This window comes from Stenotrophomonas genospecies 5, assembly GCF_054473825.1.
Map to the genome: position 1 here is coordinate 2,779,202 of NZ_JBTMUW010000001.1, position 24,941 is coordinate 2,804,142.

Below are 24,941 nucleotides of genomic sequence, written 5' to 3' on the forward strand. Positions count from 1 at the left end.
AAGGATGCAACCGACGCCCGGCCCCCGCCGGGCGTCTTCGTTTCCGGCGTCAGGCCGCGCGCAGCGTGGCCGTCGTGCCCGTGGCCGACTGCAGCCGGAAGCGGGACACCGCCACCGCAAGCTGCTCGGCCTGCTCTTCCATCGCGCGCGCGGCAGCACTGGCCTCTTCCACCAGCGCCGCATTCTGCTGGGTGGTTTCATCCATCTGCACCACGGTCTGGTTGACCTGCTCGATGCCGGCCGACTGCTCGCGCGAGGCGGCCGAGATCTCGGCCATGATCTCGTTGACCCGCCCGACCTGGCCGACGATCTCCTGCATGGTGTTGCCTGCGCGGTGCACCAGCTGCGCACCGCTGCCGACCTGGGCCACCGATGCGTCGATCAGTCCCTTGATTTCCTTCGCCGCTGCGGCCGAGCGCTGGGCCAGCGCACGCACTTCGCTGGCCACCACGGCGAAGCCGCGTCCCTGCTCGCCCGCACGCGCGGCCTCAACGGCGGCGTTCAGGGCCAGGATGTTGGTCTGGAAAGCGATGCCGTCGATCACCGAGATGATCTCGGCGATGCGCTGCGATGAGGTTTCGATCTGCTGCATGGTCTGTACCACCTGGCCGACCACCTTTCCGCCTTCGCTGGCCACGTCCGCCGCCGATGCGGCCAACGTGTTCGCCTGCAGGGCATGATCGGCATTCTGGCGCACGGTGGAGGTCAACTCCTCCATCGACGCTGCCGTTTCTTCCAGGTTGGCCGCCTGCAGTTCTGTGCGACGCGACAGATCGCTGTTGCCAGCGGCGATCTCGCCGGCCGCCAGGCGGATGCTCGCCGCTGACTGCTGGATCTGGCCGACGATATGGGTCAGCTGTTGCGCGGTGCTGTTGGCATCGTCGCGCATCACCGCGAACACACCATGGAAGTCGCCCTGCATGCGTGCACTGAGGTCGCCGGCGGCGATGGCGCGCAGCAGCGTGGAAAGCGCCGCGAGGTTGTGGTCGCTGGCCTGCATCATCGCGTTCAGCGTGGTCACCATGCGGCGGAAATCGTGCTCGAACCGCTCACTGTCACCACGCACGGCAAAGTCGCCGGCGGCAGCAGCGGCGGCCAGCTGCTGGATCTGCTCGTTGATCGCCGCCAGGTTGCTCTTGGTGGTGGCCATGGCGGCGGTGAACACCGCCTTCTCGCCCGGCAGCGGCTCCATGTCCACGCTCAGATCGCCCACCGCGTAGCGCTGCATCACGTCCACCAGCCGCTGGGTGACCGCATTGCTGGACGCCACCAGCTGATTGCTGTCGGCCACCATGCGACCGTACTCCCCCGGGAAGGCCGCCGCGTCCATCCGGTAACTGAGCTCGCCCGCATCATGGCGGCGTGCCATCTCCGCCTGCGCCGCCATCACCGCCTGCAGCTGTCCCCGCATGCCCTGCATCGCCTCGAGCAGGCGCCCGACCTCATCGTTGCCGCGCGCCGGCAGCGCGGTGTCCAGCTTGCCCGCCGCCACGTCACCTGCAATGCGTACCGCCTGCGCCAGCGGCCGGATCGCCAGGTGACGCAGCAGCAGGTAGACGCCGGCGCTCAATGTCAGCGCGGCCAGCACGCCGACCAGCAGCGTCAGCCACAGCAGCTGGCGAGCCTCGGCCACGATCACCGCATGCGGCACCACCACACCCAGCGCGAAGCGCTGCGGGGCATCGCCAACCCGCAGTGGCACGTACAGGCGCACATTGCCGGCGGCATCCGGCTCGAACGCTTCGACGGTCCTGTCGGCCGCGATTCCGGCCAGCATGTCGCGGGTGAAGGCATCGGTGCGCGGCTTGCCGATCTCGGCGGCGTCGGCCGAAGCCAGGACCACGCCCTTGGGCGAAAGCAGTTCAACGCGGCCTGCTCCCATCGGCGCAAGCGTCGCCAGATGCTTCTGCAGCGCCGCCAGCGAGAAATCGACGGTGAACACGCCGAGGAACGTGCCGTTCTCCACGATGGGCGTGCTCAGGGTGCTCATCAGCACCTGCTGGCCGGCGATCTCATAGGCATAGGGCTCGCTCACCTTGGGCAGCTTGTCGCGGCTCGGCCCCATGTACCAGTCACCGGAACCGCTGGCGGTGTCGGTGTAGTCGGTCATCACCGACTGCTGCGGTTTGCCATCCTGCCAGGCCCAGTAGCTCATGTAGCGACCGGTGGCGTCATGGGCCTCGCTGTTGACGAACTCCGCGTCCTTGCCATCGAAGGCATCGGCCTCCCACATGGTGCTCTTGCCCAGCCACTCCGGGTGCGCGCGCAGCTGTTCGCCGAGCACGGCCGCCAGGCTGGCACGATCAGGCTGGTCGCCCCGCGCGCGCTGGGCCAGGACGGCCTCGACCATGGCATCGTTGCTGGCGAAGGCGGTGCCCAGATCGGCCGCAACCTGGCGCGCTTCGGCATGCGCCTCGCTGGCCATGGTCTGCCGCGACGCGTTGATCAGGCTGGCACTGGCCTGGCGGTAGATCAGAAAGGCGGTCAGGCCGAAGCACAACAGCGCGATGGCAGCGGTGCCCAGCATCAGCTTGTGGGCGATGCTGCCCGGACGACGGGCAGCGGCGGAGCGGGAAGACGGCATGGGAGGGTCCGCAAGGCAGGTCAGGACATCCGGCACCGCGTTGGCGCCGCGCTGGTGCGCGATCCCTCGCGCGGCGACCTGTCTGAGCCGGGCGATGCCCGGCACCGCAAGGGCGCACCGGGTTAGCGGCCGTTCCGCGGCGGGGTTGAGCCGTTGCCCTGCGTCAAGCTGAATGCACTCAGTTTGGGATGGCTCATACGTGCGGCGAACCTACTCGACCACCCGGTCCTTCAACCACTGCGTGCGTGGCAGCACTTCGATGCTGCCTGCCGCGTACTGCTGCAGTACATCGTCCGGACCGTAGCGCGGCTGCCAGCCCAGCACCGCAACCGCACGGCTGCCGTCGTACACGCGGTCGATGCTCAGCGGCAGTGGCCAGCCGCGGCGCTCGAACTCGGCCAGCAGCTGCGGTGCGCGCCGCGCCAGCACCCGGCGTGGCTGGGTGGCCAGTTCCAGGCAGTCCTCGCGCCGGAAGGGGGTCGGCGCGCAGGCGATGTAGCGCTGGAACGGTGCGCCCCCGTTGTGCAGCAGCGCGGCATGCGCGCTGGCCACATCGCGTGCATCCAGGCCCCGGTGCAGGCGGAACATCGCCATGCGCTCGGGAGGCTCGGGGAAGCAGCGGCCCATGCGCAGCACGCGCACGGCGAACGCCTCCGATGCCGCGGCTTCGGCCAGCGCCTCGGCCTGCAGCTTGGTGCGGTGGTAGATGGTCCTCGGCAGGGGTTCAGTGTCTTCGTCGATCCAGCGGCAACCGCCCGCCACCACGGCATGGCCGTACAGGGCGGTGGTGCTGGTCAACACGAAGCGTCCGACGCCAGCATCGCGCGCCAGCCGCAGCAGCTGCGCGGTCGCCTCCACGTTGATCTGCTGGAACACCGTGTCCGGCACCAGCCCGACATGCGGTGCATGCAGCGCAGCGGTGTGGATCACCGCATCCACGCCGCGCACGGCACGCTCCAGTGCCTTCGTGTTGGTGACGTCGGCAATGATGCGTGTAGTGGCGAACGGGCTGCGGTCCAGCCCGATGACTTCATGGGTGGCCGCCAACGCGCCGAAGATCGCGCGTCCGATCCGCCCGGAACTTCCGGTCAACAGAATCTTCATTGAGTCCATTCACTCAACAGCGCCCGGGAGCTACCGGGATGAACCGATTCTAGGCGTGGCCTGTGTCGAGGGCGATAGCGGCGCTGCGCAAGTGCAGCGTCAACAGCAGGCAGGCACAGCGTGAAGGCCACGCGCCATCCGCGGACGCACCGTTAGCCTGCCGTCGGCAAGCATGAGACTCCGCCACGCCGAGAGAGATCCCCTATGGCCAGCAGCAACCGCGGGTTCGCGTCGATGGACCAGCGCACGCAGCGCGCGATCGCCGCCAAGGGTGGGCGCGCCGCCCATGCCTCCGGCAACGCCCATGAATTCAGTCCCGCCGAGGCGCGCATTGCCGGCCGCAAAGGAGGCGAAGCCATCAGCCGCGATCGCCAGCACATGGCCGCGATCGGTCGCGAAGGCGGGCATGCACGCCACGCCCGCGCACAACAGCAGCGCCAGCAGTCCGATCAAGGTCCACAGGGCCGCGACGAACCGGGTCAGCAGGACTGAGCGACGCGCCTCAGCCGTGGCTGAGGAGGTTCAGCAGGCGCCCGAACGGGTCGCGGACGAAGAACCGACGCACGCCCCATGGCTCCTCGACGGGGCCATACACGACGTCGATGCCAGCGCTGCGGATCCGTTGCAGAACGTCATCCAGATCGTCCACCTCGATCGACAGGTCCGGTACCGGCGTTCCCGACCCACCCTCGCTGGCGAAGCTGAGCTGCGCAGGCGCAGTGTGCTGCCCGGCGTAGGTGACGATCCAGCCATGATCCATCACCACCGGCATGCCGAGGATGCCGCCGTAGAACGCGGCGGCGCGCGTCGGATCGGGTGTGGCGATGTTGGCGACGATGCGTCTGACAGCCATGACGTTCCTGTTCAATGAGGGGCAAAAACGAAACTGCGCGACCGGCCGGCACGCCGTCAATCTTCAGGGGGCGTGTACAGACTGATGCGGCAGGGCGAAAAAAGTGTGGCTTTCGTCACAAAACATTAACGCGTTAACAAAATTTCCGTCACATCGCTGGGGGTGAAACGCATCCAGGACAGTTAGCGGCTGGGTAGACCGTCAATCAAGGAAGTTTGCCTGATGAATCACCCGCTGCATGGCCGTTCGTCCCGCTCCCGTTCCCCCTTGCAACGCCCGCTGGCACTCGCGGTGGCCAGCTCCCTGCTGCTGGCAGCCGCCCTGCCGGCGATGGCCTCCGATTCACTCGATGCCTGGCAACGGCAGCGCCAGCTGCAGGCGGCGTGGGCCCAGCCAGGCGGTGCACGGACGGACGCAACCGTCGGTGCTTCGGCGCAGGCCACGTCCACCCCGGTCCTGGGCAATGCGGGCGACGCCGCCAGTTGGCACAGCGACGAGTTCAATGCCGACTGGGGCTTGGCCGCGATGGGGGCCGACCATGCCTATGCCCGCGGCCTGACCGGCCAGGGTGTACGCCTGGCGCTGTTCGATTCCGGCTCGGCGCTGGCCCACCCGGAATTCGCCGGCCGCAACACCACCAGCATCACCATCGGCCCGGACTGCGCGACGGCGGGGATCGTCGCCGGCGAAGGGGCCTGCGCGCAGACCCGCGGCGAACAACCCGGCTACAACTACTACGGCCTCGGTGCCGGGGTGCCGGCGGCGCTCGCCGGTCGCCTGATCGCGGCCGGCCTGCCCTACGGCTTCAGCTACGCCGATCATGGCACCCACGTGCTGGGCACCATCGGCGCCAACCGCGACGGCACCGGCATGCATGGCGTGGCCTTCGGTGCCGACCTGACGGCAGCGCGCGTGTTCGGTGACACCTACTATGAGTGGCGCCTGGATCCGGATGGTTTCTATCGCCCCCGCGCGGTGTACCGCACCGACCCGGACGACGACGCCGTACTGGACATGTATGCGCAGATCCAGGCGCAGGGCGTGCGCGCCATCAACCACAGCTGGGGCATCTCGACCCGCAACATGAGTGCCGCGGCGCTCGACCGCCAGTACGCCGCGATTGGCGCGGATTACGACGTCTACGGCAGCATCTACGCAGGCAGCGACGCTGCCCCCGGGTCGACCCTGATCCAGGTGTGGTCGGCCGGCAACGGCAGCGGGGCCGTCGCGGGCATCACTGCGGCCCTGCCCCGCTGGAAGCCGGAGATCGAACCCTACTGGCTGGCCGTGGCCAACGTGCGCCAGCCGGTCGCCGACGATGGCGAAACCGACTATGTGCTCGACGACAGCTCCAGCATCTGCGGTGCCGCCGCCAACTGGTGCATCTCCGCCCCGGGCACCGACATCGCCAGCACCATCGTCTCCGGTGAGATCCAGGGACGCGTCGAGGAAACCAGCGAGTACCTGCGGCTGATCATCGACAGCGAGAACACCGAGTACACCTACGGCCTGAAGACGGGCACCTCGATGGCGGCGCCGCACATCACCGGCGCCCTCGGGCTGCTGTTTGAGCGCTTCCCCTACCTGGACAACGCACAGGTCCGCGACGTGCTGCTGACGACCGCCCGCGATCTGGGCGATCCGGGCATCGATGAGATCTACGGCTGGGGCATGGTCGACCTGCGCAAGGCCATCGAAGGCTTCGGCTCGCTGCGCGTGGACACCGATGTGGTGATGAACCAGAAGGCCGGTGGCCTGAAGGTCTGGGAAGGCGAGGCCTGGGATGACTGGACCAACGACATCGGTGGCCCCGGCAAGCTGACCAAGTCCGGCATCGGCTGGCTGCGCCTGAGCGGCGACAACAGCTTCAACGGTGCGGTGGTGAACGAGGGCGTCCTGGAATTGAATGGCGCCAACACGCTCACCTCGGCAGTGGAGGTGAAGGGGGGCCAGTTCCTGCTCAACGGCTCGCTGGTCTCCACCGCCCTGAACACCACCGGCGGCGTCAGCACGGTCAGCGCCGGCGGCGTGCTGGACCACAGCAACCTGGTGGTCGATGGCGGCGTGATCTCCTTCAACGGTACGCAGACCGGCGGTAATACCACCGTAGGCGCCAATGGCCTGCTGAAGGGTGTCGGCACCCTGGGCACCACCCGGGTCGACGGCATCATCGCGCCGGGCAATTCGATCGGCACGCTGACCGTCAACGGTGACTATGTGCAGGGCGCTACCGGTGTGTTCGCGTCTGAACTGGCGCCGGGAGGCCGCAGCGACCAGCTGCACGTCACCGGCACCGCCACGCTGGACGGCACACTGGTCGCGCTGCCCGAACCGGGCGTGTACTACCTGGGTGAGCAGTTCAACATCCTGCGCGCCGACGGTGGCATCAACGGTCAGTTCGCCCGTACCGACTTCAGTGCATTCTCGCCGTTCCTGCAGTTCAGCCTGGCCTACAGCGCCAATGGTGCGCGCATCGACGTGGCCCGGGGTGCGCTGCTGGCCACCGCGGCCACCACGCGCAACCAGCGCGCCGTCGCTGGCGTAGCCGATGGCCTGGCGATCAACCAGGGCCTGCCCCGGCCGCTGACCCAGCTGTTCCCCGCCCAGGTCGGCGCCGCGCTGGACGGCCTGAGCGGCGAGCTGCATGCCGCCACGCCGCTGGTGCTGGTCGAGAGCAGCCGCTACGTGCGTGATGCAGCCTTGTCGCGGCGTGCGGGCAATGCGTCGCCGGGCAGCACCGGCGACGCGACCGGTGCGTGGGTACAGGCGATCGGCGGCAACGGCAAGCTCGATGGCGATGTCGAAACCGCGCGCACCGACGCCAACAGCAACGGCCTGCTGGTCGGTATTGACCGCGAGTTCGATGGCTGGCAGGCCGGCGTGCTGGCCGGCACCGGCCGTACCGACGTCAAGCAACGCGACCGCCGTGCCAAGTCGAAGATCGACAACACCCACGTCAGTGCCTACGCCAGCCACAGCTGGGGCGGCTTCGGTCTGCGCGGTGGCGTGGCCTGGAGCAAGCACGAGGCAGAGAGCACCCGCGAGCTGGCGTTCGCAGGATTCAGCGACACGCTCACCGGCCGTTATGACGCCCGTACCCGCCAGGCTTTCCTCGAAGCCGGCTACCGTTTCGGCTCTGATGAAGGCGGCCTGGAGCCCTACCTGCAGGTTGCCCGCGTCGAAGTGGACCTGAAGCGCATCAACGAGCGGGGCGGCGCCGCCGCACTGCAGGGCGAAGTGGAAGACACCCGTACTACCGTGGCGACCGCCGGGCTGCGCTTCGACAAGGGTCTGAAGGCATCCTTCCAGCAGGACAGCTGGCTGCACCTGCGTGGCGCGGTGGGTTATCGCCGGGCCTCCGGCGACCGCAGCCAGGTGGCCAACCTCGCCTTCGCCAACGGTGGCGGCGCGTTCGCCGTCAGCGGAGCGCCGATCGCCGACAGCGCTGTCGTGGCCGAGCTGGGGCTGTCCGCGTGGCTGACCCCGCGGCAGTCGCTGGAGCTGGGCTACAGCGGCCAGTTCGGCAGCGAGAGCCGTGACCATGGCGCCACGGCGCGCTGGTCCGTGCGCTTCTGATCCACGTTCAACTTACCTGCTGAAGAGCATTGGGGCGGCCTGGGGCCGCCCCTTTTTTTCTCCGGAGAATGCAGCCCGCGCGATCAGGCTGCCTTCATCGCGTGCTTCCGCGCACGCATCACGTTGTGGCATTCCTGCACTTCCGGCAGCAGTTGGGTCACTTCCTGGCGTACCGCCGGCGGCAGGCCCTCATCCTTCAGCGCGTCCTTGAAAGCTGCCAGCAGGCGGTCTTCCGATTCTTCCAGCTCGGCCACGTAGCCATAGTTGGTGTCGCCGAACGCTGCGCGCACCTTGCCGTAGAACTGCTGCATCGAGCCGACCAGGGTGCCGTGCTCTGCGGGCTTGCCACCGGTGGCCGCAACCGCGCCACTGAGTGCCGACACGATGCGGCCCTTGACGCCGGCAATGCGGGTGAACAGTGCCGCCAGCTCGGCATCCTTCACCTTCGTGGCCGCCTCTTCGTAGAACGACTTGCCGTCGCGTGCGATCTCGATCAGGTCGTTGAGACGATGTTCGATGGTGGACTGGGTGCTCATGTTCTGCTCCTGAAGTTCAGATTCGTTGGGAACGGACAACGGTGTGCGTTGCCTGCATCACTACCTTGGACAAAGGAATGTGGCCCCGGGGTGAGCGTCGTTTGATGCATGCATCACGTCGCTCAACGCGGCCTGACCGCCGCTACCAGGGCACGAAAAGGATGATCCCGGTAATCACCAGCACGGCGGCCAGCACTCCCAGCAGCACCTTCCCTTGTCGCCAGCTCGGCGTCGGTTTTCCTGGCGTGTTCATCGTGTCTTCTCCTGTCGATGCGGACGCTGGCAGCCTGATGCATACGCCAGCGTCGGCACGTGCACGCCATGTGCATCGCGCGTGCACATGTGAGGGCCCTGCATGGACCATGCCGGTGGACAGCGATATCGCGCTCACCGCATGTACGCCGGGCATCAACGCCGGGCCCGCTAGGGTCATCATTCCTTCCCGACTGGAGCCGCACATGGCCATCAAGACTGCCGAAGACCTGTTCATCCACGAACTTTCGGACATCTACAGCGCCGAGAAGCAGCTGACCAAAGCCCTGCCCCGCCTTGCCCGTGCGGCCGAGAATCCGGATCTCGCCGCCGCCTTCGAAACCCATCTGGAGGAAACCCAGGGCCAGATCGAGCGGATCGACCAGGTGGTCGAGACGCTGGGCATCCGTCTCAAGCGCATCAAGTGTGCAGCGATGGAAGGGCTGGTGGAGGAAGGCAAGGAAGTCATCGACAGCATCGACAAGGGACCGGTGCGTGATGCCGCACTGATCGGTGGCGCCCAGAAAGTCGAGCACTACGAGATTGCGTCGTACGGCACCATCGCCGCGCTGGCCAAGCAGCTGGGCTACAAGGACGCGCTCCCCCTGCTGCTGGAAACACTGGCCGAAGAAAAGTCGACCGACGAGAAGTTGACCCTGCTGGCCAAGGGGGGTGGCAACGCCAAGGCAGCACAGGCCGCCTGAGTTCCACTGCGATACGCCGCCAGGGACGGCGGCGGCAACAGGAGATCCCGATGCATCCGGATATCATCGGCTGGATGGCGACCCTTGTGCTGGTCGCCACCTTGCTCAGGCAGATGGTCAAGCAGTGGCGTTCGCCACATCCCGAGACACTTTCACGATGGTTGTTCGCAGGCCAGATGGTGGCCTCGGCGCTGTTCACCCTCTACAGCCTGATGCTGGGCAGCAGCGTCTTCGTGGTGACCAATCTGCTTCTGTTGGCGACGGCTCTGCTTGGGCAGGTGTTGGCGCGGCATCGCCAGAGGCAGGCCCCCCTCCCTCCCCCCTGTTGATCACCGCTGGCGGATACCGGCCGGCCCGGGATCGCCGAACAGGACCTGATCGCGGGGACAGAAAAAGCTGCGTCGCCGGGTTCTGCCCAGATACTGCTTGCTGACGGGGCCGCCACATCGCGGACAGCTGCGTTTGGCATGCACCTGCCAGTGCCTCTTGAGCTCGTGGCGACGCTTCCATTCCAGAAACTCGTAGCTGTAGGTCCTGGCTTCGCGGATCAGTGATCCCAGCCTGCGCGGCGGCAGGTCACCCACACGCGTGGCCGGGTGTACGCCGATCCGGAACAGCACTTCGTTCTTGATGATGTTGCCAACGCCGGCAAAAACGTTCTGGTCCAGCAGTGCGTCGCACACCAGGACGTCAGGCATCGCTTTCAGGCGGCGGCGCGCGAGCCGGGGGTCCCACGCATCGCTCATCACATCGGTGCGCCAGTCGTAGGCTTCTTCCAACGGGCCGTCGATGAGTTTGACCGAACAGGCATAGAGGTTCAGTTCGCCGGCATCGAACCTCAGCGATACGCGCGGAGGCGAAGGCTTGCGCTCATCGATACGCCAGCTGCCGAATAGCATCAGATGGATCCACAAGGTATGCGTGCCGAACTCCAGCAGGAAGTGCTTCCCCCAACTGCGCACGGATCGTACGCGCTGCCCTGCAAGCATGGACAGGTCAATCCGGCTGTTGCCCCCGACATGTCGCAGTATCTGGCCGGTGAACATCTCGGCGGCCTCGCGCAGCAGCACGATGGAAGGGCCTTCAGGCATGGCCGTGTTCTCCGAGCAGTGCCTGCAATCGCAGTGCATTGCTGACCGCATGGCCCTGCGCCGTGTTGTCCAGGATCATCCAGGCGCAATGGCCGGCACGCGCGCGGTCCCCGAGCAGCCCGGCCAGCCGTGCCAGTGTGGTCTCGTCATAAGCGCTGCGATAGATATCCGGCTGGCCGTGCCATCGCCAATAGCTCCAGCCGCGGGCCCCGCCCGGCTCGCCCGCCTGCGCGACCCGCGCCGGGTCCGCCGCCACGCGCGCGATGTCATTGACCGCCAGCAGCGCATCCACCTCGGCACTGAACCAGGACGGATGTCGAGGCTCGCACGCCACCGGCCTGCGCGTGCGCCGACGCAGATCGTGCAGAAACGGTTCGACGTGCTGCGGCTCGTACGCCAGGCTGGGAGGCAACTGCAACAGCAGCGCACCCAACCGGCTGCCGAGTTCTTCCACCGCAGCCAGGAACGGGTCGAGCAGCGGGCCGGCACCGCGCAGCCGCTGCTCGTGCGAGATGGAACGCGGCATCTTCACCGTGAAGCGGAAATCGTCCGGAACGGAAGCGGCCCAGCGCCGATAGGTCTGGGGCAGGTGCGGGCGATAGAACGAGGAGTTGATCTCGACCAGGGAAAGGCGCGTGGCGTAGCGCTGCAGCAGACTGTCACCTCCACCGAAGCTGGAGCGATCCGCCGCCGACAGGGACCATCCTGCGCAACCGATGCGTATCCGCGTTCCGGCAGGGTGCGGTTCCAGCCCAGCGCTCATGACCCGTTCCCATCAGCAGGCGCAGCCTGCATCATCGGTCCGCCCTGATCGGCTCGCAGGAGAGGCGCCGTCAACAGCTGCAGCCTGTCCAGCGCGCTGGTCGGAATTCCGCTGGCCGTGCTGCGCACGAACCCGGTCCAGTCGGACAGGGCCACCCTGCCGAGTGCCGTGTGCTCCACCTGCAGCCAACCCATCCGCCAGTGCGAGAACTGGCGGCGACCGATACGACCGCGGTTGAGCTCGACCACACTTTGATGGCTGCTGCTGTCGAGGATGCGCCGCCACGCGGCGTCCACGCCCTGCTGTGGCCCCTCCAGATACTGAAGGAAGCGATGGCCATCGAACAGAAGCACGCCGGTGATGTCCGCTGCTTCATTGAATGCCACCGCGTCGTTGACGAGACCGCGCAGCCGTTCCGCGCTCAATGAGGCAACGGCTTCGCTCGCATAGGCAATCGCACGCAGAGGCATGGGGCACCGAGGGTTGCAGTTGGCTCTACCTTAGCCTTGGCCACCGAAGGTCCGGTGACTTCGGCGTGGAGGCTGCGTTCAAGTGTGGGGTCGACTCCGCACTCGAGGAGATGGCATGAGGTATACGGCAGCCCAACACGGGAGACATTCCAGGGCCGACCAGAACCGGAACCCGGGCAACAGCAATCGCGGTTTCGCTTCGTTGCAGTGGTGCTCCAGCCCGTCGCCCTGCCCGTTGCCGCCGATGCGCGCTCAGGCCTGCAGCACGGATGAGGGAGCCGCAGGCGGCATCGTGTACGTGCGCGCGGCAGCGGCCGGCCGACCCTCCGCAGCGGACAGCACCTGCATGACCCGATGCTCGGCTCGACGCTGCGTGACCTCCATGCCCACCACGTAGACGCAGCGGCCATCGAACTTGGCCTGTGCGCCGTCGAGACCGTCTGCCAACAGCAGTGCCCGCTTCAGCGACTTCATCCAGGCGCGGGAGGGCACCCCGTCAAGTTCGACGACGACTGCCATGCCACCGCAGGCGAGCGGCATGCTTTCCACGCGCAGCACCTGGGGCGCAGACAGGGATCCGGAAGCGTTCATTGGGCGACTCCTCGTGCGGGGACGGCGGCAGTATCCACAGTGATCGCCAAGGCATCGTCAACGTTGCCGGCCCGTCCGTGCACGCTGCCTGCACGGCACGCGCGGCTTCGCGTCGACACCACATCATCTCCGCATCGCCTTGATGGCCTGCGGCGGACACTGTCGTCCCCACGGCTCTATAGACCTACCTCATGCCTCGCACGACCGGCCAGCCTCCCTGCAATCTGCTTCTGGTGGAGGACCAGTTCGATCTGGCGGCACTGATGGAACAGGCACTTGAGGACAGTGGCGACCACGTCACCCATGCCTACAGCGTGTTTGATGCCCTCGGCCTGCTGGACCGTCAACGGTTCGATGGCGCGGTACTGGATGTGGAACTGCGCGATGGCGTGGTGTTTCCGGTAGCCGACCGCCTGGCCGAACTGAAGATTCCCTACCTGTTCGTCTCCGCGGTGTACGACCAGCTGGTACCTGCACGCCACCGGCGTGCCCCCTTCGTCGCCAAGCCGTTCCACATCGAGGGCCTGCAACGCGCTGTCCGTCAGACACTCTGCAGCGATACGGCGGCGGGAGGCCAGCGCTGAACCAGATCGTGCAGCAGCGAAACGCGCTCCGCCGAGGGCGGCTCAGGCCGCGCGGGCGTAGGGCTCGACCACGGCAAGCAGCCGCTCCATCGCCGTTGCATCCTCGTGACCGTCGGCAGCGCGCAGGATGAAGCTGGTCCAGTCCGCCCGGGCGATGTCCCGCAGGATGTCCGACTCTGTATGCAGGCATCGCATTGGCCAGAACGGCAACCGGCGCTGACCGACTCGACCGTGGGCCAACTCGATGATGCCACCATGGCTGCTGGCACCCGTCACCCGTGAGTAGGCCACCTCCAGTCCATCCGGTGGGCCTTCCATGTACTGCAGGAACCGCTGCCCATCAAACAGCAGCACACCGGTTACGCCCGCGCCTCGATTGAAACGCGCGGCGTCGGCCATCAGGGATTCCAGCTTCCCGGTCGTGAAGCCCTCGCTGGCCTCACTGATGTAGACGATGGCTCTGTTCGGCACGCTCCGGCTCCTGCTCCCACAAACGCCGAGCCTATCGTGCCTCCCGTTCACCGCCTGTGTACGCGTACCGTGACCCGGTCACACTCCGCTGCATTCATACTCGTGTTGGCGGCCGCAACGCGGCGTCATCGCGACAGAGACCGGGCTGAGCGCAGGCAGTGCAGCAGCTCCCACAGCCATGAGAACACAACCACCACCGCCGGCAGCAGCGTGAGCACCCACTCCTGCGCCGGCGCCGGGCGCCATTGCAGTGCCCACGAAGGTTCAGCGTGATGGGCCACCCAAAGCACGAACAGCCACGGTGCCACATCCAGCACGCTGTGCACATGCTGCTCGGCCGGACTGATGCGTCGCCGGCCATCCGCGCTGGCGGTATCGAGATACCCTGCAATCGCATGAGCGGCGGCCAGCACGGTAAGCAACAGCGCCAGCGCCCGCGTTTCGGCCAGCAGCAGCCAGGCCAGCACGCCACTCCCCACAAGCCCCAGCTGCACCCCATGCAGCGTGCTCTCGCGCAGGCCCGAGGTGTGGGGCAGATCGGTGCGGCGATGAAAGTGGAAGTCCACCGTGCCTGCGGCAAGCCACAGCACGTACAGGACCATGATGGCCGAGGCGCTCATGCTGCCCTCACGGCGTAAGCACGATCTTGCGGCAGTCATCGTCCTTGGCATCGAACATCGCGTAGCCCTGTGCGGCGTCGGCCAGCCGCATGCGGTGGGAGATGATGTCGCCCGGGTCGAGGCGGCCCTCCATGATGGCATCCAGCAGTTCCGGCATCAGGCCCTGCACATGCGTCTGTCCCATCTTGAAAGTCAGGCCCTTGTCAAAAGCATCGCCGAGCAGGAAGCCGTGGATGAAACCGGCATAGACGCCGGGAATGCTGATCACGCCGCCTCTTCGCGCGGCCGCGATGCACTGCCGGATCGCCACGCCACTGCTGCCTTCCAGCTTGACGGTGGTCAGCGCTGTTTCCAGTGCACTGCCTTCGGCCTCGAATCCGACGGCCTCGATGCAGGCATCCACGCCCCGGCCACTGGTCTGGCTGAGGATGTGATCGGCAGGATCCGGAATGTCCCTGAAATCGATCGGAATGACGCCGTAGGCATCCCGTGCATAGTCCAGCCGGTAGGACAGATGGTCGACCATGAAGATGGTTTCCGCACCCAGCAGGCGGCAGCATGCTGCGCTCATCAGGCCGACTGGACCCGCTCCGAAGATGGCCACGGTCGAGCCCGGCCTGATGCCGGCGTTGAGTGCAGCCTGGTAGCCGGTGGGCAGGATGTCGGACAGGAACAGGACCTGCTCGTCCGCCACACCGTCCGGAATCCGCAGCGGGCCGATGTTGGCCTTGGGCACGCGGACAAATTCAGCCTGCCCCCCGGCCACGCCCCCGTACAGGTGGCTGTAGCCGAACAGCGCTGCAGGAGGCAGCAAGCCTTTCTGGTTGAGCGCCGCCCCCTTGCCGGGATTGGTGGTCTCGCAGGCGGCATACTCGGCCAGGCGGCAATGGAAGCACTCACCGCAGGCGATCACGAACGGGATCACCACGCGGTCACCGGCGCGCACCTGGGTAACGCCGCTGCCGACCTCTTCCACGATGCCCATGAATTCATGGCCGAGCACATCGCCATCATGCAGGTCCGGGATCTTGCCGCGATACAGGTGCAGGTCCGAGCCACAGATGGCTGTCGCGGTCACGCGCAGGATGAGATCGTCATCCTGCGCCAGCACCGGATCGGGAACTGTCTCGACGCGCACATCCCTGCGGCCGTGATAGGTCAGTGCCTGCATGGTGCTTCTCCAAGGGAACGGACCGGCAGGATCGCAGCACTCCCCCTGCGGCCAGAGTGACCACACGGTGTGCAGGATGTTCATTCGGCTGCACCATTGCGTTAACCCTCACGCGCGCACGCTGAAGCCTCCATCCACCATCTACGGAAAGACTGCCATGAGCAACAAGCTGCCGTTCAACCCCACCGTCGATGTCGATGACCAGGCCAAGGCACATACACCCGACAAGCGCCGCAACGACAACGCCAGATGGAAGGAGCACGACATGCCTGACGATGGCGATGGCCCCAAGGCGCGCCCGGATGACTATGAACGGCTCGATCCGGACCCCACCGGAAAGCGCCATCGCTGAGTCCGCCTCACGGACCGCATGCGCGGGATTCACGGATGTTTCTTGACCGGCCACGCAAGCTCACCGCATCCCCATAGGATCTGCATGGCGAGGTGCTGCATGTGGAAGCGGAACGGTCTGTCACTGGTTCTGCTGGCTCTGACCGTGCTGTTCATTGCTGGCCAGGCACTGTCAGGACTGCAGGTGCACAACGAAGAGCTGGTCCACCACGGCCGCGCGCCGCTGGATCTGTGGCATTACCTGGCCAGCGGCCACTTCATCAGTGCCACCTTCGAGAACTGGGAAAGCGAATTCCTGCAGATGGGCATGTACGTGCTGCTCACCGTCAGCCTGCGCCAGCGCGGCTCTGCGGAATCGCGCCCACTTGACCCTGCACAGGAACACGCACGGATCGAGCCCGGCCCGACACCCTGGCCGGTGCTGCGTGGCGGTCTATGGAAGACGCTCTATGGACATTCACTGGCGATCGCTTTCGGACTGCTCTTCCTGGTCAGCTTCAGTCTGCATGCCGTCGGCAGCTGGAAGGCGGAACAGGTTGAACAGCAGTTGCAGGGGCTTCCCCCACCGTCCTTCCTGGAACATCTGACCAGCAGCACGTTCTGGTTCGAGTCCATGCAGAACTGGCAAAGCGAATTCCTGGCGGTACTGGCCCTGGTCGTGCTGACCATCTTCCTGCGGCAGAAGGATTCCCCGCAGTCCAAGCCCGTGCAGGCGCCGCATGCGCAGACCGGAGACTGAGCCATGCCACGCCGGAATGCCACGACCGCACTGCTGGTCATCGACATGTTCAGCCGCTTCGATTTTCCCGACGCTGGCGCGCTGGCGCCCCTGGCGGAGCGGGCCGCGACCCGCATCCGCAGGGTGCGTGACCATTGCGATGCCCGCCGCTGGCCGGTGATCCATGCCAACGACAACTTCTCCGACTGGCAACGGGATTTCCGCCAGCAGGTGGAGCAGTGCAGGCGGGACGGTGGCAGTGCCGCGCGCATCGCGGACATGTTGGCGCCGGCCCCTCACCACTATTTCGTGCTCAAACCGAAGCACTCGGCGTTCCTCGCCACTCCCCTGCCGATCCTGCTGGCCAAACTGGGGGTCCGCCACCTGTGGCTCACCGGCATGGCGACCGATTCCTGCGTGCTGGCGACCGCGCTGGATGCCAACGCGCGGGAGTTCGAAGTAACCGTGGTGGCTGATGCCACCGCGGCGCTGCCAGCACGCAGGAGAGTGGCACTGCAGACGCTGGAGCGTTCAGGCGCCGCACGGATCGAGACGGTTGCCGGGCTGCTGTCCTCGCCGCGGCGAGCGCAGCGCTGAGCAACCGTCGATTTCCGGTCCTGCCGTTCGTCGACACAGGGAAGGCAGGCCTCCCGCCGGCCGGAGCACCTCCGATGACCCCGATCCTCACTGCCTTCGCCACCTCGCCCGATCGCGGCCAGGGCCTGGCCCGCGACATGCGCGTGCGCTGGGCACTGGAAGAACTGGGCGTGGCCTATGACGTCCAGCTGCTGTCCTTTGCCGAGATGAAGCAGCCGGCCCATCTGGCGCGCCACCCCTTCGGGCAGATCCCCACCTACCAGGAAGGCGAGCGGGTGCTGTTCGAATCCGGCGCGATCCTGCTGCACCTGGCCGAGCGCCATCGTGGCCTGCTGCCGGCCGGGGACAGCGCCCGCATGCGCGCGATCATGTGGATGTTCGCTGCGCTGAACACCGTCGAGCCGCCCATCGTCGAGCGATCCATGGCATGGCTGCTGGAACGCGAGCAGCCCTGGTATGCGCAGCGGCAGGTGATGCTGGACGAGCGCGTGCACGCACGGCTGTCCCAGCTGTCGGCATGGTTGGGCGACAGGACCTGGCTGGAGGACGAATTCAGCGTTGGCGACCTGATGATGGTGGCGGTGCTGCTGCGTCTTCAAAGCAGCGGCATGATCGGCGGGTATCCGACGCTGGCCGCCTACCTGGCGCGGGCCACGGAACGCCCTGCCTACCAGCGCGCATTCGCCGCCCAGCGGGCGGTCTTCCAGAGCCGGTAGCCCTGCATCGGGCGGGACCCCGATGCGCCGACACGGTTGACGCCTCACCAGGCTGCGCCCTACAGTCTGCGCCGCAGCCCCGCAACGGCGCTGCCGCAGGCGTTATCGTCATCCAACGCGCCCACAGCCGGGAGGGCCTCAGCAGAGGAAACCCGGGCGACAGGCGCCACGGTACTGCCCTGCCCTTCGCTCCTGCGGGAGTGGATGCATCACGCCGTGGCCTTTCCCAAGACCCTCTGGAAAGGCACTCCCATGAACCTCACCGGCAACACCATCCTCATCACCGGCGGCAGCCGCGGCATCGGCCGTGCATTGGCCGAAGCGCTGCACGACCGCGGCAACCAGGTCATCATCACCGGCCGCGACCGGGCACTGCTGCAGGCGATCGGCGAGCAGCGCCCGGGCCTCGTCGCCCTGCCGCTGGAGCTGGGCGATCCTGCATCACTGGCGGACCTGGCCGAGATCGTCCATGCCCGCTTCCCCGGCCTCAACGTGCTCATCGCCAACGCGGGCATCTCCCGCCCGGAAAACCTGGCCAGCGGACACTGGGACGACTTCGATGCCGAAGCCATCATCGACACCAACATCCTGGGGGTGCTCCGCACCGTGGCCACGTTCCTGCCGTTGCTGACACAACAACGCAGCGCCACCTTGATGGCCACCGGTTCTGCGCTCGCCTTCCTGCCACTGGCCAGCTTCCCGACCTACTGCGCCAGCAAGGCGTTCCTGCATTCGTGGCTGGTATCGCTGCGTCATCAGCTTCGCCATCTGCCGGTGGAGGTGCTTGAACTGTCGCCCCCGTACGTGCAGACCGAACTGACGGGTGAGGCGCAGGCGACCGACCCGCGCGCGATGCCCGTGCAGGAGTACGTGCAGCAGGTTCTGCTGAAGCTCGAGCGCGGGGACCACCCGCGGGGTGAGCTGCTGCTGGAGCCGGACCAGGCACGACGCTGGGCCGAACGCGATGGCACCTACGACACGCTCTTCGCACTGATGAATCCAGCCTAGCGCAGGCACGGAATGCAATGGAGGCCGCCGCCGGCAGACGCCGGCGGTGGCTTCAGCGCGCGCTGCGCCGGCAGGCCGCCTGCACCAGCATCAACTGCGCGACCAGGATCAGCATCGCGCATCCCGACAGCAACCACGGGTCGATGTACCACTGCGCGTTGAAGCTGAAGCTGCCTGAGGAAATGCGCTTCCAGCCGTTGAAGTGCTGCATCGCCGCCACCACGAACGCGAAGCCTCCCGCGGAGAAGGAGAGCCAGGGCACGACGATGCCGCCGGGCCGCGCGAACAGGGTCAGCACCCCCAGCACGCCGATGACCGTGCGCTGCACACGGCAATAGGGACAGACGTAGGCCAGCCCGCTCCACTCCACCGACCACGCCAGCAGGCTCACCAGCACAGCCACGGCGCCTGCGATGTACAGGATCTTCGCTGGAATCGTCATGCCGCCATCGTCTGCCATCCTGTGCCTCCTTCGTCGCCGGACCCGCGCAGGGTAGCGTGAAACGCGCCGTATGACCCCACCCCGCAGCCCTGTGCCCGCAATGCTCTCAACGCGGGCTTCACCGGCTCTGGAGTCCGATCGGCCCATCTCCTGTGCCCTCGCGCACGGCCACCCTGCCTGTCTCCGCCTGAGGATATCGACGTGAACCACTCATCGCCTCCCCTTGCCATCCTCGTTGCACGCGTACTGCTGATGCTGCTGTTCCTGGTCTCCGGCCTTGGCAAACTCGGCAACCTGGCCGGCACACAGAGCTACATGGAGACGATGGGCGTGCCCGGCATCCTGCTGTGGCCGACCATCGCATTCGAGATCATTACCGGCCTGTGCATCCTGCTGGGCTTCCAGACCCGTCTGGTCGCCGCGGTCCTGGCCGCCTTCAGCCTGGTGACCGCCTTCATCTTCCATCACCAGTTCAACGATCCCACCCAGCAGATCATGTTCCTGAAGAACATGGGCATCGCCGGTGGCTTCATTCTGCTGGCCTGCACCGGCGCCGGCCGCTACAGCATCGATGGTCGCCGGCGTCGCGGATGAGGGCACCCTCGTCCATCTGAGGCTGACGGGGGTGGCAGCGTGTCGTTTTTCACCGCTCCCCCGCCTTCGCGATCTGCGCCGGCGCCCGACACCGCGCCGGTTGCGGGCCCCTGCCTTGCCTGCATCGGCGGGCCTGTGATTACGTGGTGCTCCAGATCGGCAACGCGCAAGGTCCTGCATGAGCGACACGGTGGATACCTTCTGCCCCTGGATCATCGGCCGTCCCTGCCTGCCGGTCGGCGAATGGGCGGACTGGTCACAGGTGATGGTGGCAGTGGTGATCGGCTTCGCTGCCATCTATGTGCCCTGGCAGATGTCCCGCTCGCAGACCCAGCGCCGCATCACCACCTCGCTGACACTGTGCGGCATCACCCTCTTCCAGTTCCTGCAGGCGGCGAAGCTGGCCACGGATCGATCCGGCGACACACAGCTGTATCGCTACCACCGCACCTGCGGCATGGACATGCTCAACTCGCTGCGTCAGATTCCAACGCACGAGCTGATCGACTGGGATGTGATCCACACTCGTATCCATCTGGAGATGCGCTGCGTGCAGCTGATCGAGTACGCCGACAACTGGCATATCGAGCAGGAGGGCTTCGCGCGCCTGCCCGACAGTACGCTGGAGGAGCTGGCGCACCGCATCGGCCTGCTCCATGCAAGCCTGGATGAGGTGCGCGGCCTGCTGTTGCGCAGGCGGATGTTCTGGCCATGGCTCTCGCGCCGGGTCGTTGCCTTCGAGCGGCTGCCGACAGCGCCCGGGCCGGTCAGCCGGAGCGCATCAGCGATCCAATGAGGGTGGCCGACGCCAAGCCCGTTCATCACACGGTGGGGACCGTACCCCCATCGATCCGATACTCCGTCCCTGCGATCGACGCGGAGCGCGGGGAGGCCAGGAAAGCGATCAGGTCGGCCACCTCCTGTGGCTTGGCAGGTCGACCCACCGGAATCCCGCCCAGCCAATCCATCACGATCTTCCTGCCACCTTCGTAATCCGTTCCGGCCTCTGCGGCCATCCTCGCCGCGAACGCCACGGACGCCTCGGTCTCGATCCAGCCCGGCGCAACGCTCAGTACGCGCACTCCCTTGGGTGTCACCTCTCTGGCAAGCGACTTGCTGTACGTGGTGAGAGCGCCCTTTGCCGCAGCATACGCAGTGGTGGACTCCGGCAGCGGCAGCACGCGCTGGATCGAGCTGACATGGATCACCACACCCGAACCCTGGTGCAGCATCGTGGGCAGCAGTGCACGGTCCAGGCGCACCGCGGACATGAGATTCAGGTTCAGCTCGGCGAACCAGTGCGCATCGCTAATGGCAGCGAAGCCACCACCGGGCGTGTTCGAGCCTCCGAGCACATTGATCACGATGTCCACACCTCCCCACTGCCGGAGGACGGCCTGCGCAAGGTGATCCGTGCCTTCCGCGGTCGACAGGTCGGCAGCGACGTAGGTGACGCCCTCGCGCGTCTGGGTGGGAACGGTGCGCGCGGACGTCGTCACGCGCGCTCCGGCCTCCGCCAGGGTTTTCACAACGGCAGCCCCCAGTCCCAGCGTTCCTCCTGTGACCACTGCCCTCAGGTCCTTCAGTTGGAGGTCGAAGTTCATGCCGTGATCTCCAGCGATGCGATCCGGCCGCGCTCCAGTCGAAAGCGGTACGTCAGAACCGTCGGGCTGCCGGGAAAGTCACCGGTGACGTCGGCCTGCACCCTGTGGATGTCGTCCTGCCGCTCGATGGCAAACGGCACACTCGTCGCGTGGTACCGGGCCGTTGCCTCGGCCATGAACGCCTTGATGGCGTCGATGCCCACGTAGGTATGTCCGTCGTCCTTCATCACCGCGTGTGCCGTGAAGCACTGCGTCAAGGCGTCCGGGTTCTGCTCTGCCGCGAAGTACGCCGCAATGGGCTCGGGAAGGGTCAAGGCGCTCACGTTTCTGTCTCCTCGGGTGGATGGCCCGTAGGATGCGCACCCAGGCTAATTTATTGAATATCCTAGAATCCGGATGGGCTCTTTAGAAACGAGTACATAATGCGCGGATCCGACTTTGCTGAACTCAGGGCCTTTGTTGCCATCGTGGAGCGTCAGAGTTTTGCGCGAGCCGCAGAGCATCTTGGCCTGTCGCCTTCGGCGCTGAGCCAGACGATCCGCCAGCTCGAAGGTCGCATCGGCGCCCGCCTTCTGAATCGCACCACACGCAGCGTCGCACCCTCGGCAACGGGCGAACTGCTCTACAGGCGCATCGCCCCGCTGTTCCGGGAGATGGCCGCTGCAGTGGCGGATGCCGGTGAGGCGACGGGGCGGATGAGCGGCACGCTGCGCATCAACACGCTGGGCATCGCGGCAAGGACGGTCATCGCCCCACGGCTTGCGCGCTTCCATCGCGCGCATCCTGATGTCGTGCTCGACATCGTGGTCGACGATGCGCTGGCCGATATCGTCCGGGGCCGCTTTGATGCAGGCATCCGCGTCGGCGGCCAGCTCGAAAAGGACATGGTTGCCGTCCGCCTCACTCCCGACATGAAGATGATGGCGGTGGCATCCCCCGACTACCTCTCACGTCGAGGCACCCCCACCTCGCCGGCCGAGCTGCACGAGCACGCGTGCATCAACTGGCGACTCGAGATGGATGGCAGGCACTATCGCTGGGAGTTCGAGAAGCAGGGGCATCGGCTCGATGTAGCCGTCGATGGCCCTGTCATCACCAATCACGCTGACGTCGGCATTGCTGCTGCGCTGGGTGGGCTCGGCATTGCCTATCACTTCGAGCAGGACGGCGTAGGCGAACTCCTGGCCCAGGGGCGGCTGGTCCGGGTCCTGTCGGACTGGTCGATCTCGCGTCCCGGGCTGTTCCTCTACTACCCGAGCCGGCAGCATCGACCCGCCCTGCTGGGCGCCTTCATCGACTGTCTTCTGGATCACGGGCCATTCGATGGAGGGAAGCAGACAGAGGTGCGGTTGCGCTGAGGATGGGGTGGGCGCAGCACTCACAAAATCCGACCATCTCATTGAATTTCAAAGAAATAGACCCCCTCCCTGATCTTTGACTCACATCTTGATTCGCTTTGAATAGGCCTGTGAGTTGCCTCCGAACCAAGCCCAATGGACTAATGGCCACAGCCGTATCGGCCCTCATCAGGCAGATGCATTCCGTAGGCGTCAGGACGATCTCGTCATCCTCGGGGGCCCCTGAAGCAGTGCCCGGCTCCTATTCCAGACTCCGTTCTTCAAGATGCTACTGAATCGGTGCAGGATCATCCTGGGCGGCAGCAGATGTACCCAGGCCCCTTGCAATCCATTGCGCGGGACTGGTCAAAGCATCAGTATCCGCAGACGACAACGGGAAGGAGCATGGATGTGCTGAAGATTCCAAAGAAGGTCTCGGACAGGTGGCCCACAACGGTAAGGTCGCTGGTCTCGGTCGCCATTTCCCACAAGACCAAGGATGTGTCTGAAGCCGATACGGTGACTCTGGTCAAGGACATGCTTGCCGACATCTTCGGTTACGACAAGTACAACGAACTGACTAGCGAGCAGCAGATCAGGGGAACGTTCTGCGACCTGGCGGTAAAAATCGATGGCAAGATCAGAGTTCTGATCGAAGTGAAAGCAGCAGCAATCTCGCTGAACGAGACACATCTACGCCAGGCCATCAACTATGGTGCCCACGAGGGCATCGAGTGGATCGTGCTCACCAACGCTCTGGAATGGCGCCTCTACAGAATCAAGTTCGGCCAACCCATCGAGTACGAACTCGTCTCATCGTTCTGCATAGCAGATGTCAACCTGAAGAACGAAGAAGACCAGCGAAAATTGTTCCTGCTCTGCAGAGAAGGAATCACCTCTGACGCAATGGGCCTGTATCACCAGCACATCTCCGTACTCAACAAATTCACGGTTGCGCAGGTTGTTCTCGGTGAACCGGTCGTTTCTGTCATCCGCCGGGAGCTTCGCCGTCTGTTCCCGGAACTGAAGATCGAGTCGGAAGCAGTTGTCGAGCTTCTCAACAATGAGATTCTGAAGCGCGAGGTCCTGGACGGAGAGAAGGTGAAGGATGCCCAGCAGCGCATACGCCGCGCCGTCTCCAAGAATGCCAAATCGAAGGCAAAGAACGCTGTTTCGCCCGACACTGCGCGAGAGCCAGTAACGGGCTAGCTCCTAGGGAGCGCGCAACGCTTCCCCAGCTTCATGCCAAGGCGCGATACCCCTTTCGCGCCGGCGAGGTCATTAGTGGGGGCGGCCGCTCAAGGGAGGCCGCCCATCTGACCGGCGGGTCGGGATGAAAGAAGCCGTTGCAGGCACTCAGCTCCCGCCGCATTTTCCTATTGAGACGGGTTGCCAGAAGCCTGCCCGCAACCATCAGATCTGCCCGCGCGATGCTTCCCAGAACTAGCGCAGAACCGCCGCAACTCAAATCCAATGCACTCAAAACCGCCAGTCGTTGTATTTGATTTCGATCTCACCCTGACCCGCTGGGACACGGCAGACCAATTTTTCAGATGGCTGCTTCGGCGTAGCCCAGCGCGTATGGCAGTGCTGCTTGCCGCCCTGCCCGCACTTGCCCCGCTCCTGCTGACCGGGTTCACACAGAGATGGCCAATCCGATTTGCAGTATGGGTTTCCACCATTGGCCGCAAGCCGGATGCGCTTCCGGCTCTGGTCGAAGAGTTCATTCAAACCCTTCCGTTGGGTAGTGAGTCCGTACTCCTCCCCGCCGGCGTAGAACGCCTACAGGCGCACATGGAACGGGGTGACGAGGTAGTGATCGCCACGGGGTGCCTTGATGCCTTGGCATCAGCTCTTCTGCGGCATGCGGGACTCGAGCAGGTGCCGCTGGTGGCCTCTACCGTCCGCCCGTTCCTTGGCGGCCTCGTTCAAGATCAACATTGCTACGGGCCAAACAAGATTCCGATGCTTGCTGCACGAGGATTCGCCCCGCCTTGGGCAGTCGCCTATACCGACCATCGTGCAGACCTTCCAGTTCTGAAGCTTGCTGCAGAACGTTTCCTGATCGACCCAAAGCCTGAATGCGTGACCCGCCTTGAAGCTGCTCTTGCGAGCAAGATGAAAATTCTCAATTGGCGATAAGTGCGGCGCAGCGGCGCAGAATGAGAAGGCCAGCGCTTTCGGAGATCTTCTGGAGTGATTCG

Annotated in this window: 29 protein-coding genes; 15 read left to right on the top strand and 14 right to left on the bottom strand. The window is 65.7% G+C overall.

Going from position 1 to position 24,941, the window contains the following annotated elements; translation table 11 throughout:
* Positions 1 to 49: 49 nt before the first annotated feature.
* Complete coding sequence (locus ACX9OW_RS12745; RefSeq protein ID WP_459062345.1) at positions 50 to 2,584, bottom strand: methyl-accepting chemotaxis protein; 2,535 nt, start codon at positions 2,582 to 2,584, stop codon at positions 50 to 52.
* Positions 2,585 to 2,794: 210 nt separating this feature from the next.
* A complete protein-coding gene (locus ACX9OW_RS12750) occupies positions 2,795 to 3,688 on the bottom strand; it encodes an NAD-dependent epimerase/dehydratase family protein (protein WP_053517184.1) in 894 nt (297 codons plus the stop codon).
* A gap of 204 nt (positions 3,689 to 3,892) precedes the next feature.
* On the opposite strand from ACX9OW_RS12750, the gene ACX9OW_RS12755 reads away from it, so the two are divergent.
* Positions 3,893 to 4,180 (top strand): KGG domain-containing protein, encoded by a 288-nt coding sequence (locus ACX9OW_RS12755; RefSeq protein ID WP_197572100.1) that lies wholly within the window; start codon positions 3,893 to 3,895, stop codon positions 4,178 to 4,180.
* 10 nt (positions 4,181 to 4,190) lie between these two features.
* Here ACX9OW_RS12755 and ACX9OW_RS12760 read toward each other — a convergent pair whose 3' ends face one another.
* Positions 4,191 to 4,541 carry a VOC family protein gene (locus ACX9OW_RS12760; RefSeq protein WP_111186114.1) on the bottom strand — a complete coding sequence of 117 codons (351 nt, stop codon included), beginning with the start codon at positions 4,539 to 4,541 and terminating at the stop codon, positions 4,191 to 4,193.
* A gap of 222 nt (positions 4,542 to 4,763) precedes the next feature.
* On the opposite strand from ACX9OW_RS12760, the gene ACX9OW_RS12765 reads away from it, so the two are divergent.
* Positions 4,764 to 8,117 carry an autotransporter domain-containing protein gene (locus ACX9OW_RS12765; RefSeq protein ID WP_459062346.1) on the top strand — a complete coding sequence of 1,118 codons (3,354 nt, stop codon included), beginning with the start codon at positions 4,764 to 4,766 and terminating at the stop codon, positions 8,115 to 8,117.
* Between the two features lie 83 nt (positions 8,118 to 8,200).
* On the opposite strand, the gene ACX9OW_RS12770 is transcribed toward ACX9OW_RS12765, so the two are convergent.
* The gene (locus tag ACX9OW_RS12770) at positions 8,201 to 8,653 is read right to left on the bottom strand and encodes a PA2169 family four-helix-bundle protein (protein WP_053517176.1); all 453 of its coding nucleotides are present in this window, start codon (positions 8,651 to 8,653) and stop codon (positions 8,201 to 8,203) included.
* Between the two features lie 458 nt (positions 8,654 to 9,111).
* On the opposite strand from ACX9OW_RS12770, the gene ACX9OW_RS12775 reads away from it, so the two are divergent.
* Together ACX9OW_RS12775 and ACX9OW_RS12780 are read left to right on the top strand one after the other, a co-directional pair.
* Positions 9,112 to 9,609 carry a YciE/YciF ferroxidase family protein gene (locus ACX9OW_RS12775; RefSeq protein ID WP_065181611.1) on the top strand — a complete coding sequence of 166 codons (498 nt, stop codon included), beginning with the start codon at positions 9,112 to 9,114 and terminating at the stop codon, positions 9,607 to 9,609.
* Positions 9,610 to 9,659: 50 nt separating this feature from the next.
* On the top strand, positions 9,660 to 9,938 hold the full coding sequence (locus ACX9OW_RS12780) for a hypothetical protein (RefSeq protein WP_053517173.1): 279 nt from the start codon (positions 9,660 to 9,662) through the stop codon (positions 9,936 to 9,938).
* Here the strand turns inward: ACX9OW_RS12780 and ACX9OW_RS12785 are convergent, their stop codons facing one another.
* From ACX9OW_RS12785 to ACX9OW_RS12800, 4 genes are all read right to left on the bottom strand, one after another.
* The gene (locus ACX9OW_RS12785; RefSeq protein ID WP_164151269.1) at positions 9,939 to 10,700 is read right to left on the bottom strand and encodes a DNA-formamidopyrimidine glycosylase family protein; all 762 of its coding nucleotides are present in this window, start codon (positions 10,698 to 10,700) and stop codon (positions 9,939 to 9,941) included.
* Positions 10,693 to 11,463 carry a DUF72 domain-containing protein gene (locus ACX9OW_RS12790; protein WP_164151271.1) on the bottom strand — a complete coding sequence of 257 codons (771 nt, stop codon included), beginning with the start codon at positions 11,461 to 11,463 and terminating at the stop codon, positions 10,693 to 10,695. Before ACX9OW_RS12790 ends, ACX9OW_RS12785 begins: the two co-directional genes overlap by 8 nt.
* Positions 11,460 to 11,933, bottom strand: a complete 474-nt coding sequence (locus ACX9OW_RS12795) for a BLUF domain-containing protein (protein WP_459062347.1) — start codon at positions 11,931 to 11,933, stop codon at positions 11,460 to 11,462. Before ACX9OW_RS12795 ends, ACX9OW_RS12790 begins: the two co-directional genes overlap by 4 nt.
* Positions 11,934 to 12,185: 252 nt before the next feature.
* Entirely contained in the window at positions 12,186 to 12,524 is a 339-nt protein-coding gene (locus ACX9OW_RS12800) for a hypothetical protein (RefSeq protein WP_459062348.1), read from the bottom strand.
* Between the two features lie 191 nt (positions 12,525 to 12,715).
* Here ACX9OW_RS12800 and ACX9OW_RS12805 point away from each other — a divergent pair, with 191 nt between their 5' ends.
* The gene (locus ACX9OW_RS12805; RefSeq protein ID WP_053517160.1) at positions 12,716 to 13,108 is read left to right on the top strand and encodes a response regulator; all 393 of its coding nucleotides are present in this window, start codon (positions 12,716 to 12,718) and stop codon (positions 13,106 to 13,108) included.
* A gap of 42 nt (positions 13,109 to 13,150) precedes the next feature.
* On the opposite strand, the gene ACX9OW_RS12810 is transcribed toward ACX9OW_RS12805, so the two are convergent.
* From ACX9OW_RS12810 to ACX9OW_RS12820, 3 genes are all read right to left on the bottom strand, one after another.
* Positions 13,151 to 13,579, bottom strand: coding sequence for a BLUF domain-containing protein (locus ACX9OW_RS12810; protein WP_111186234.1), 429 nt, complete (start codon positions 13,577 to 13,579; stop codon positions 13,151 to 13,153).
* 125 nt (positions 13,580 to 13,704) lie between these two features.
* The gene (locus ACX9OW_RS12815; protein ID WP_459062349.1) at positions 13,705 to 14,199 is read right to left on the bottom strand and encodes a hypothetical protein; all 495 of its coding nucleotides are present in this window, start codon (positions 14,197 to 14,199) and stop codon (positions 13,705 to 13,707) included.
* A 7-nt stretch (positions 14,200 to 14,206) separates the two neighbouring features.
* Positions 14,207 to 15,370: a zinc-dependent alcohol dehydrogenase gene (locus ACX9OW_RS12820; RefSeq protein ID WP_459062350.1), complete on the bottom strand. Its 1,164-nt coding sequence runs from the start codon at positions 15,368 to 15,370 to the stop codon at positions 14,207 to 14,209.
* A gap of 157 nt (positions 15,371 to 15,527) precedes the next feature.
* Here ACX9OW_RS12820 and ACX9OW_RS12825 point away from each other — a divergent pair, with 157 nt between their 5' ends.
* From ACX9OW_RS12825 to ACX9OW_RS12845, 5 genes are all read left to right on the top strand, one after another.
* Positions 15,528 to 15,722, top strand: a complete 195-nt coding sequence (locus ACX9OW_RS12825) for a hypothetical protein (protein WP_053517152.1) — start codon at positions 15,528 to 15,530, stop codon at positions 15,720 to 15,722.
* Between the two features lie 99 nt (positions 15,723 to 15,821).
* Complete coding sequence (locus ACX9OW_RS12830; RefSeq protein WP_459062351.1) at positions 15,822 to 16,460, top strand: DUF6766 family protein; 639 nt, start codon at positions 15,822 to 15,824, stop codon at positions 16,458 to 16,460.
* A gap of 3 nt (positions 16,461 to 16,463) precedes the next feature.
* Positions 16,464 to 17,036, top strand: a complete 573-nt coding sequence (locus tag ACX9OW_RS12835) for a cysteine hydrolase family protein (RefSeq protein ID WP_065174468.1) — start codon at positions 16,464 to 16,466, stop codon at positions 17,034 to 17,036.
* 74 nt (positions 17,037 to 17,110) lie between these two features.
* Positions 17,111 to 17,752: a glutathione S-transferase family protein gene (locus ACX9OW_RS12840; protein ID WP_065181604.1), complete on the top strand. Its 642-nt coding sequence runs from the start codon at positions 17,111 to 17,113 to the stop codon at positions 17,750 to 17,752.
* A gap of 252 nt (positions 17,753 to 18,004) precedes the next feature.
* Positions 18,005 to 18,760, top strand: coding sequence for an SDR family oxidoreductase (locus tag ACX9OW_RS12845; RefSeq protein WP_065181603.1), 756 nt, complete (start codon positions 18,005 to 18,007; stop codon positions 18,758 to 18,760).
* A gap of 52 nt (positions 18,761 to 18,812) precedes the next feature.
* On the opposite strand, the gene ACX9OW_RS12850 is transcribed toward ACX9OW_RS12845, so the two are convergent.
* A complete protein-coding gene (locus ACX9OW_RS12850; protein WP_065181602.1) occupies positions 18,813 to 19,220 on the bottom strand; it encodes a hypothetical protein in 408 nt (135 codons plus the stop codon).
* A gap of 183 nt (positions 19,221 to 19,403) precedes the next feature.
* Between ACX9OW_RS12850 and ACX9OW_RS12855 the strand changes: the two genes are divergently transcribed.
* On the top strand, positions 19,404 to 19,796 hold the full coding sequence (locus ACX9OW_RS12855; RefSeq protein ID WP_065174465.1) for a DoxX family protein: 393 nt from the start codon (positions 19,404 to 19,406) through the stop codon (positions 19,794 to 19,796).
* 178 nt (positions 19,797 to 19,974) lie between these two features.
* Entirely contained in the window at positions 19,975 to 20,592 is a 618-nt protein-coding gene (locus tag ACX9OW_RS12860; protein WP_414487719.1) for a hypothetical protein, read from the top strand.
* A 25-nt stretch (positions 20,593 to 20,617) separates the two neighbouring features.
* On the opposite strand, the gene ACX9OW_RS12865 is transcribed toward ACX9OW_RS12860, so the two are convergent.
* Together ACX9OW_RS12865 and ACX9OW_RS12870 are read right to left on the bottom strand one after the other, a co-directional pair.
* Positions 20,618 to 21,400, bottom strand: coding sequence for an SDR family oxidoreductase (locus ACX9OW_RS12865; protein WP_414487718.1), 783 nt, complete (start codon positions 21,398 to 21,400; stop codon positions 20,618 to 20,620).
* Entirely contained in the window at positions 21,397 to 21,723 is a 327-nt protein-coding gene (locus tag ACX9OW_RS12870) for a nuclear transport factor 2 family protein (protein WP_065174462.1), read from the bottom strand. The genes ACX9OW_RS12865 and ACX9OW_RS12870 overlap by 4 nt, the downstream gene beginning before the upstream one ends.
* A gap of 99 nt (positions 21,724 to 21,822) precedes the next feature.
* Between ACX9OW_RS12870 and ACX9OW_RS12875 the strand changes: the two genes are divergently transcribed.
* From ACX9OW_RS12875 to ACX9OW_RS12885, 3 genes are all read left to right on the top strand, one after another.
* The gene (locus tag ACX9OW_RS12875; protein ID WP_459062352.1) at positions 21,823 to 22,758 is read left to right on the top strand and encodes a LysR family transcriptional regulator; all 936 of its coding nucleotides are present in this window, start codon (positions 21,823 to 21,825) and stop codon (positions 22,756 to 22,758) included.
* Positions 22,759 to 23,142: 384 nt separating this feature from the next.
* Positions 23,143 to 23,946, top strand: coding sequence for a type I restriction enzyme HsdR N-terminal domain-containing protein (locus ACX9OW_RS12880; RefSeq protein WP_196769920.1), 804 nt, complete (start codon positions 23,143 to 23,145; stop codon positions 23,944 to 23,946).
* Between the two features lie 264 nt (positions 23,947 to 24,210).
* Positions 24,211 to 24,879 (top strand): HAD family hydrolase, encoded by a 669-nt coding sequence (locus ACX9OW_RS12885; protein WP_459062353.1) that lies wholly within the window; start codon positions 24,211 to 24,213, stop codon positions 24,877 to 24,879.
* Positions 24,880 to 24,941 lie beyond the last annotated feature (62 nt).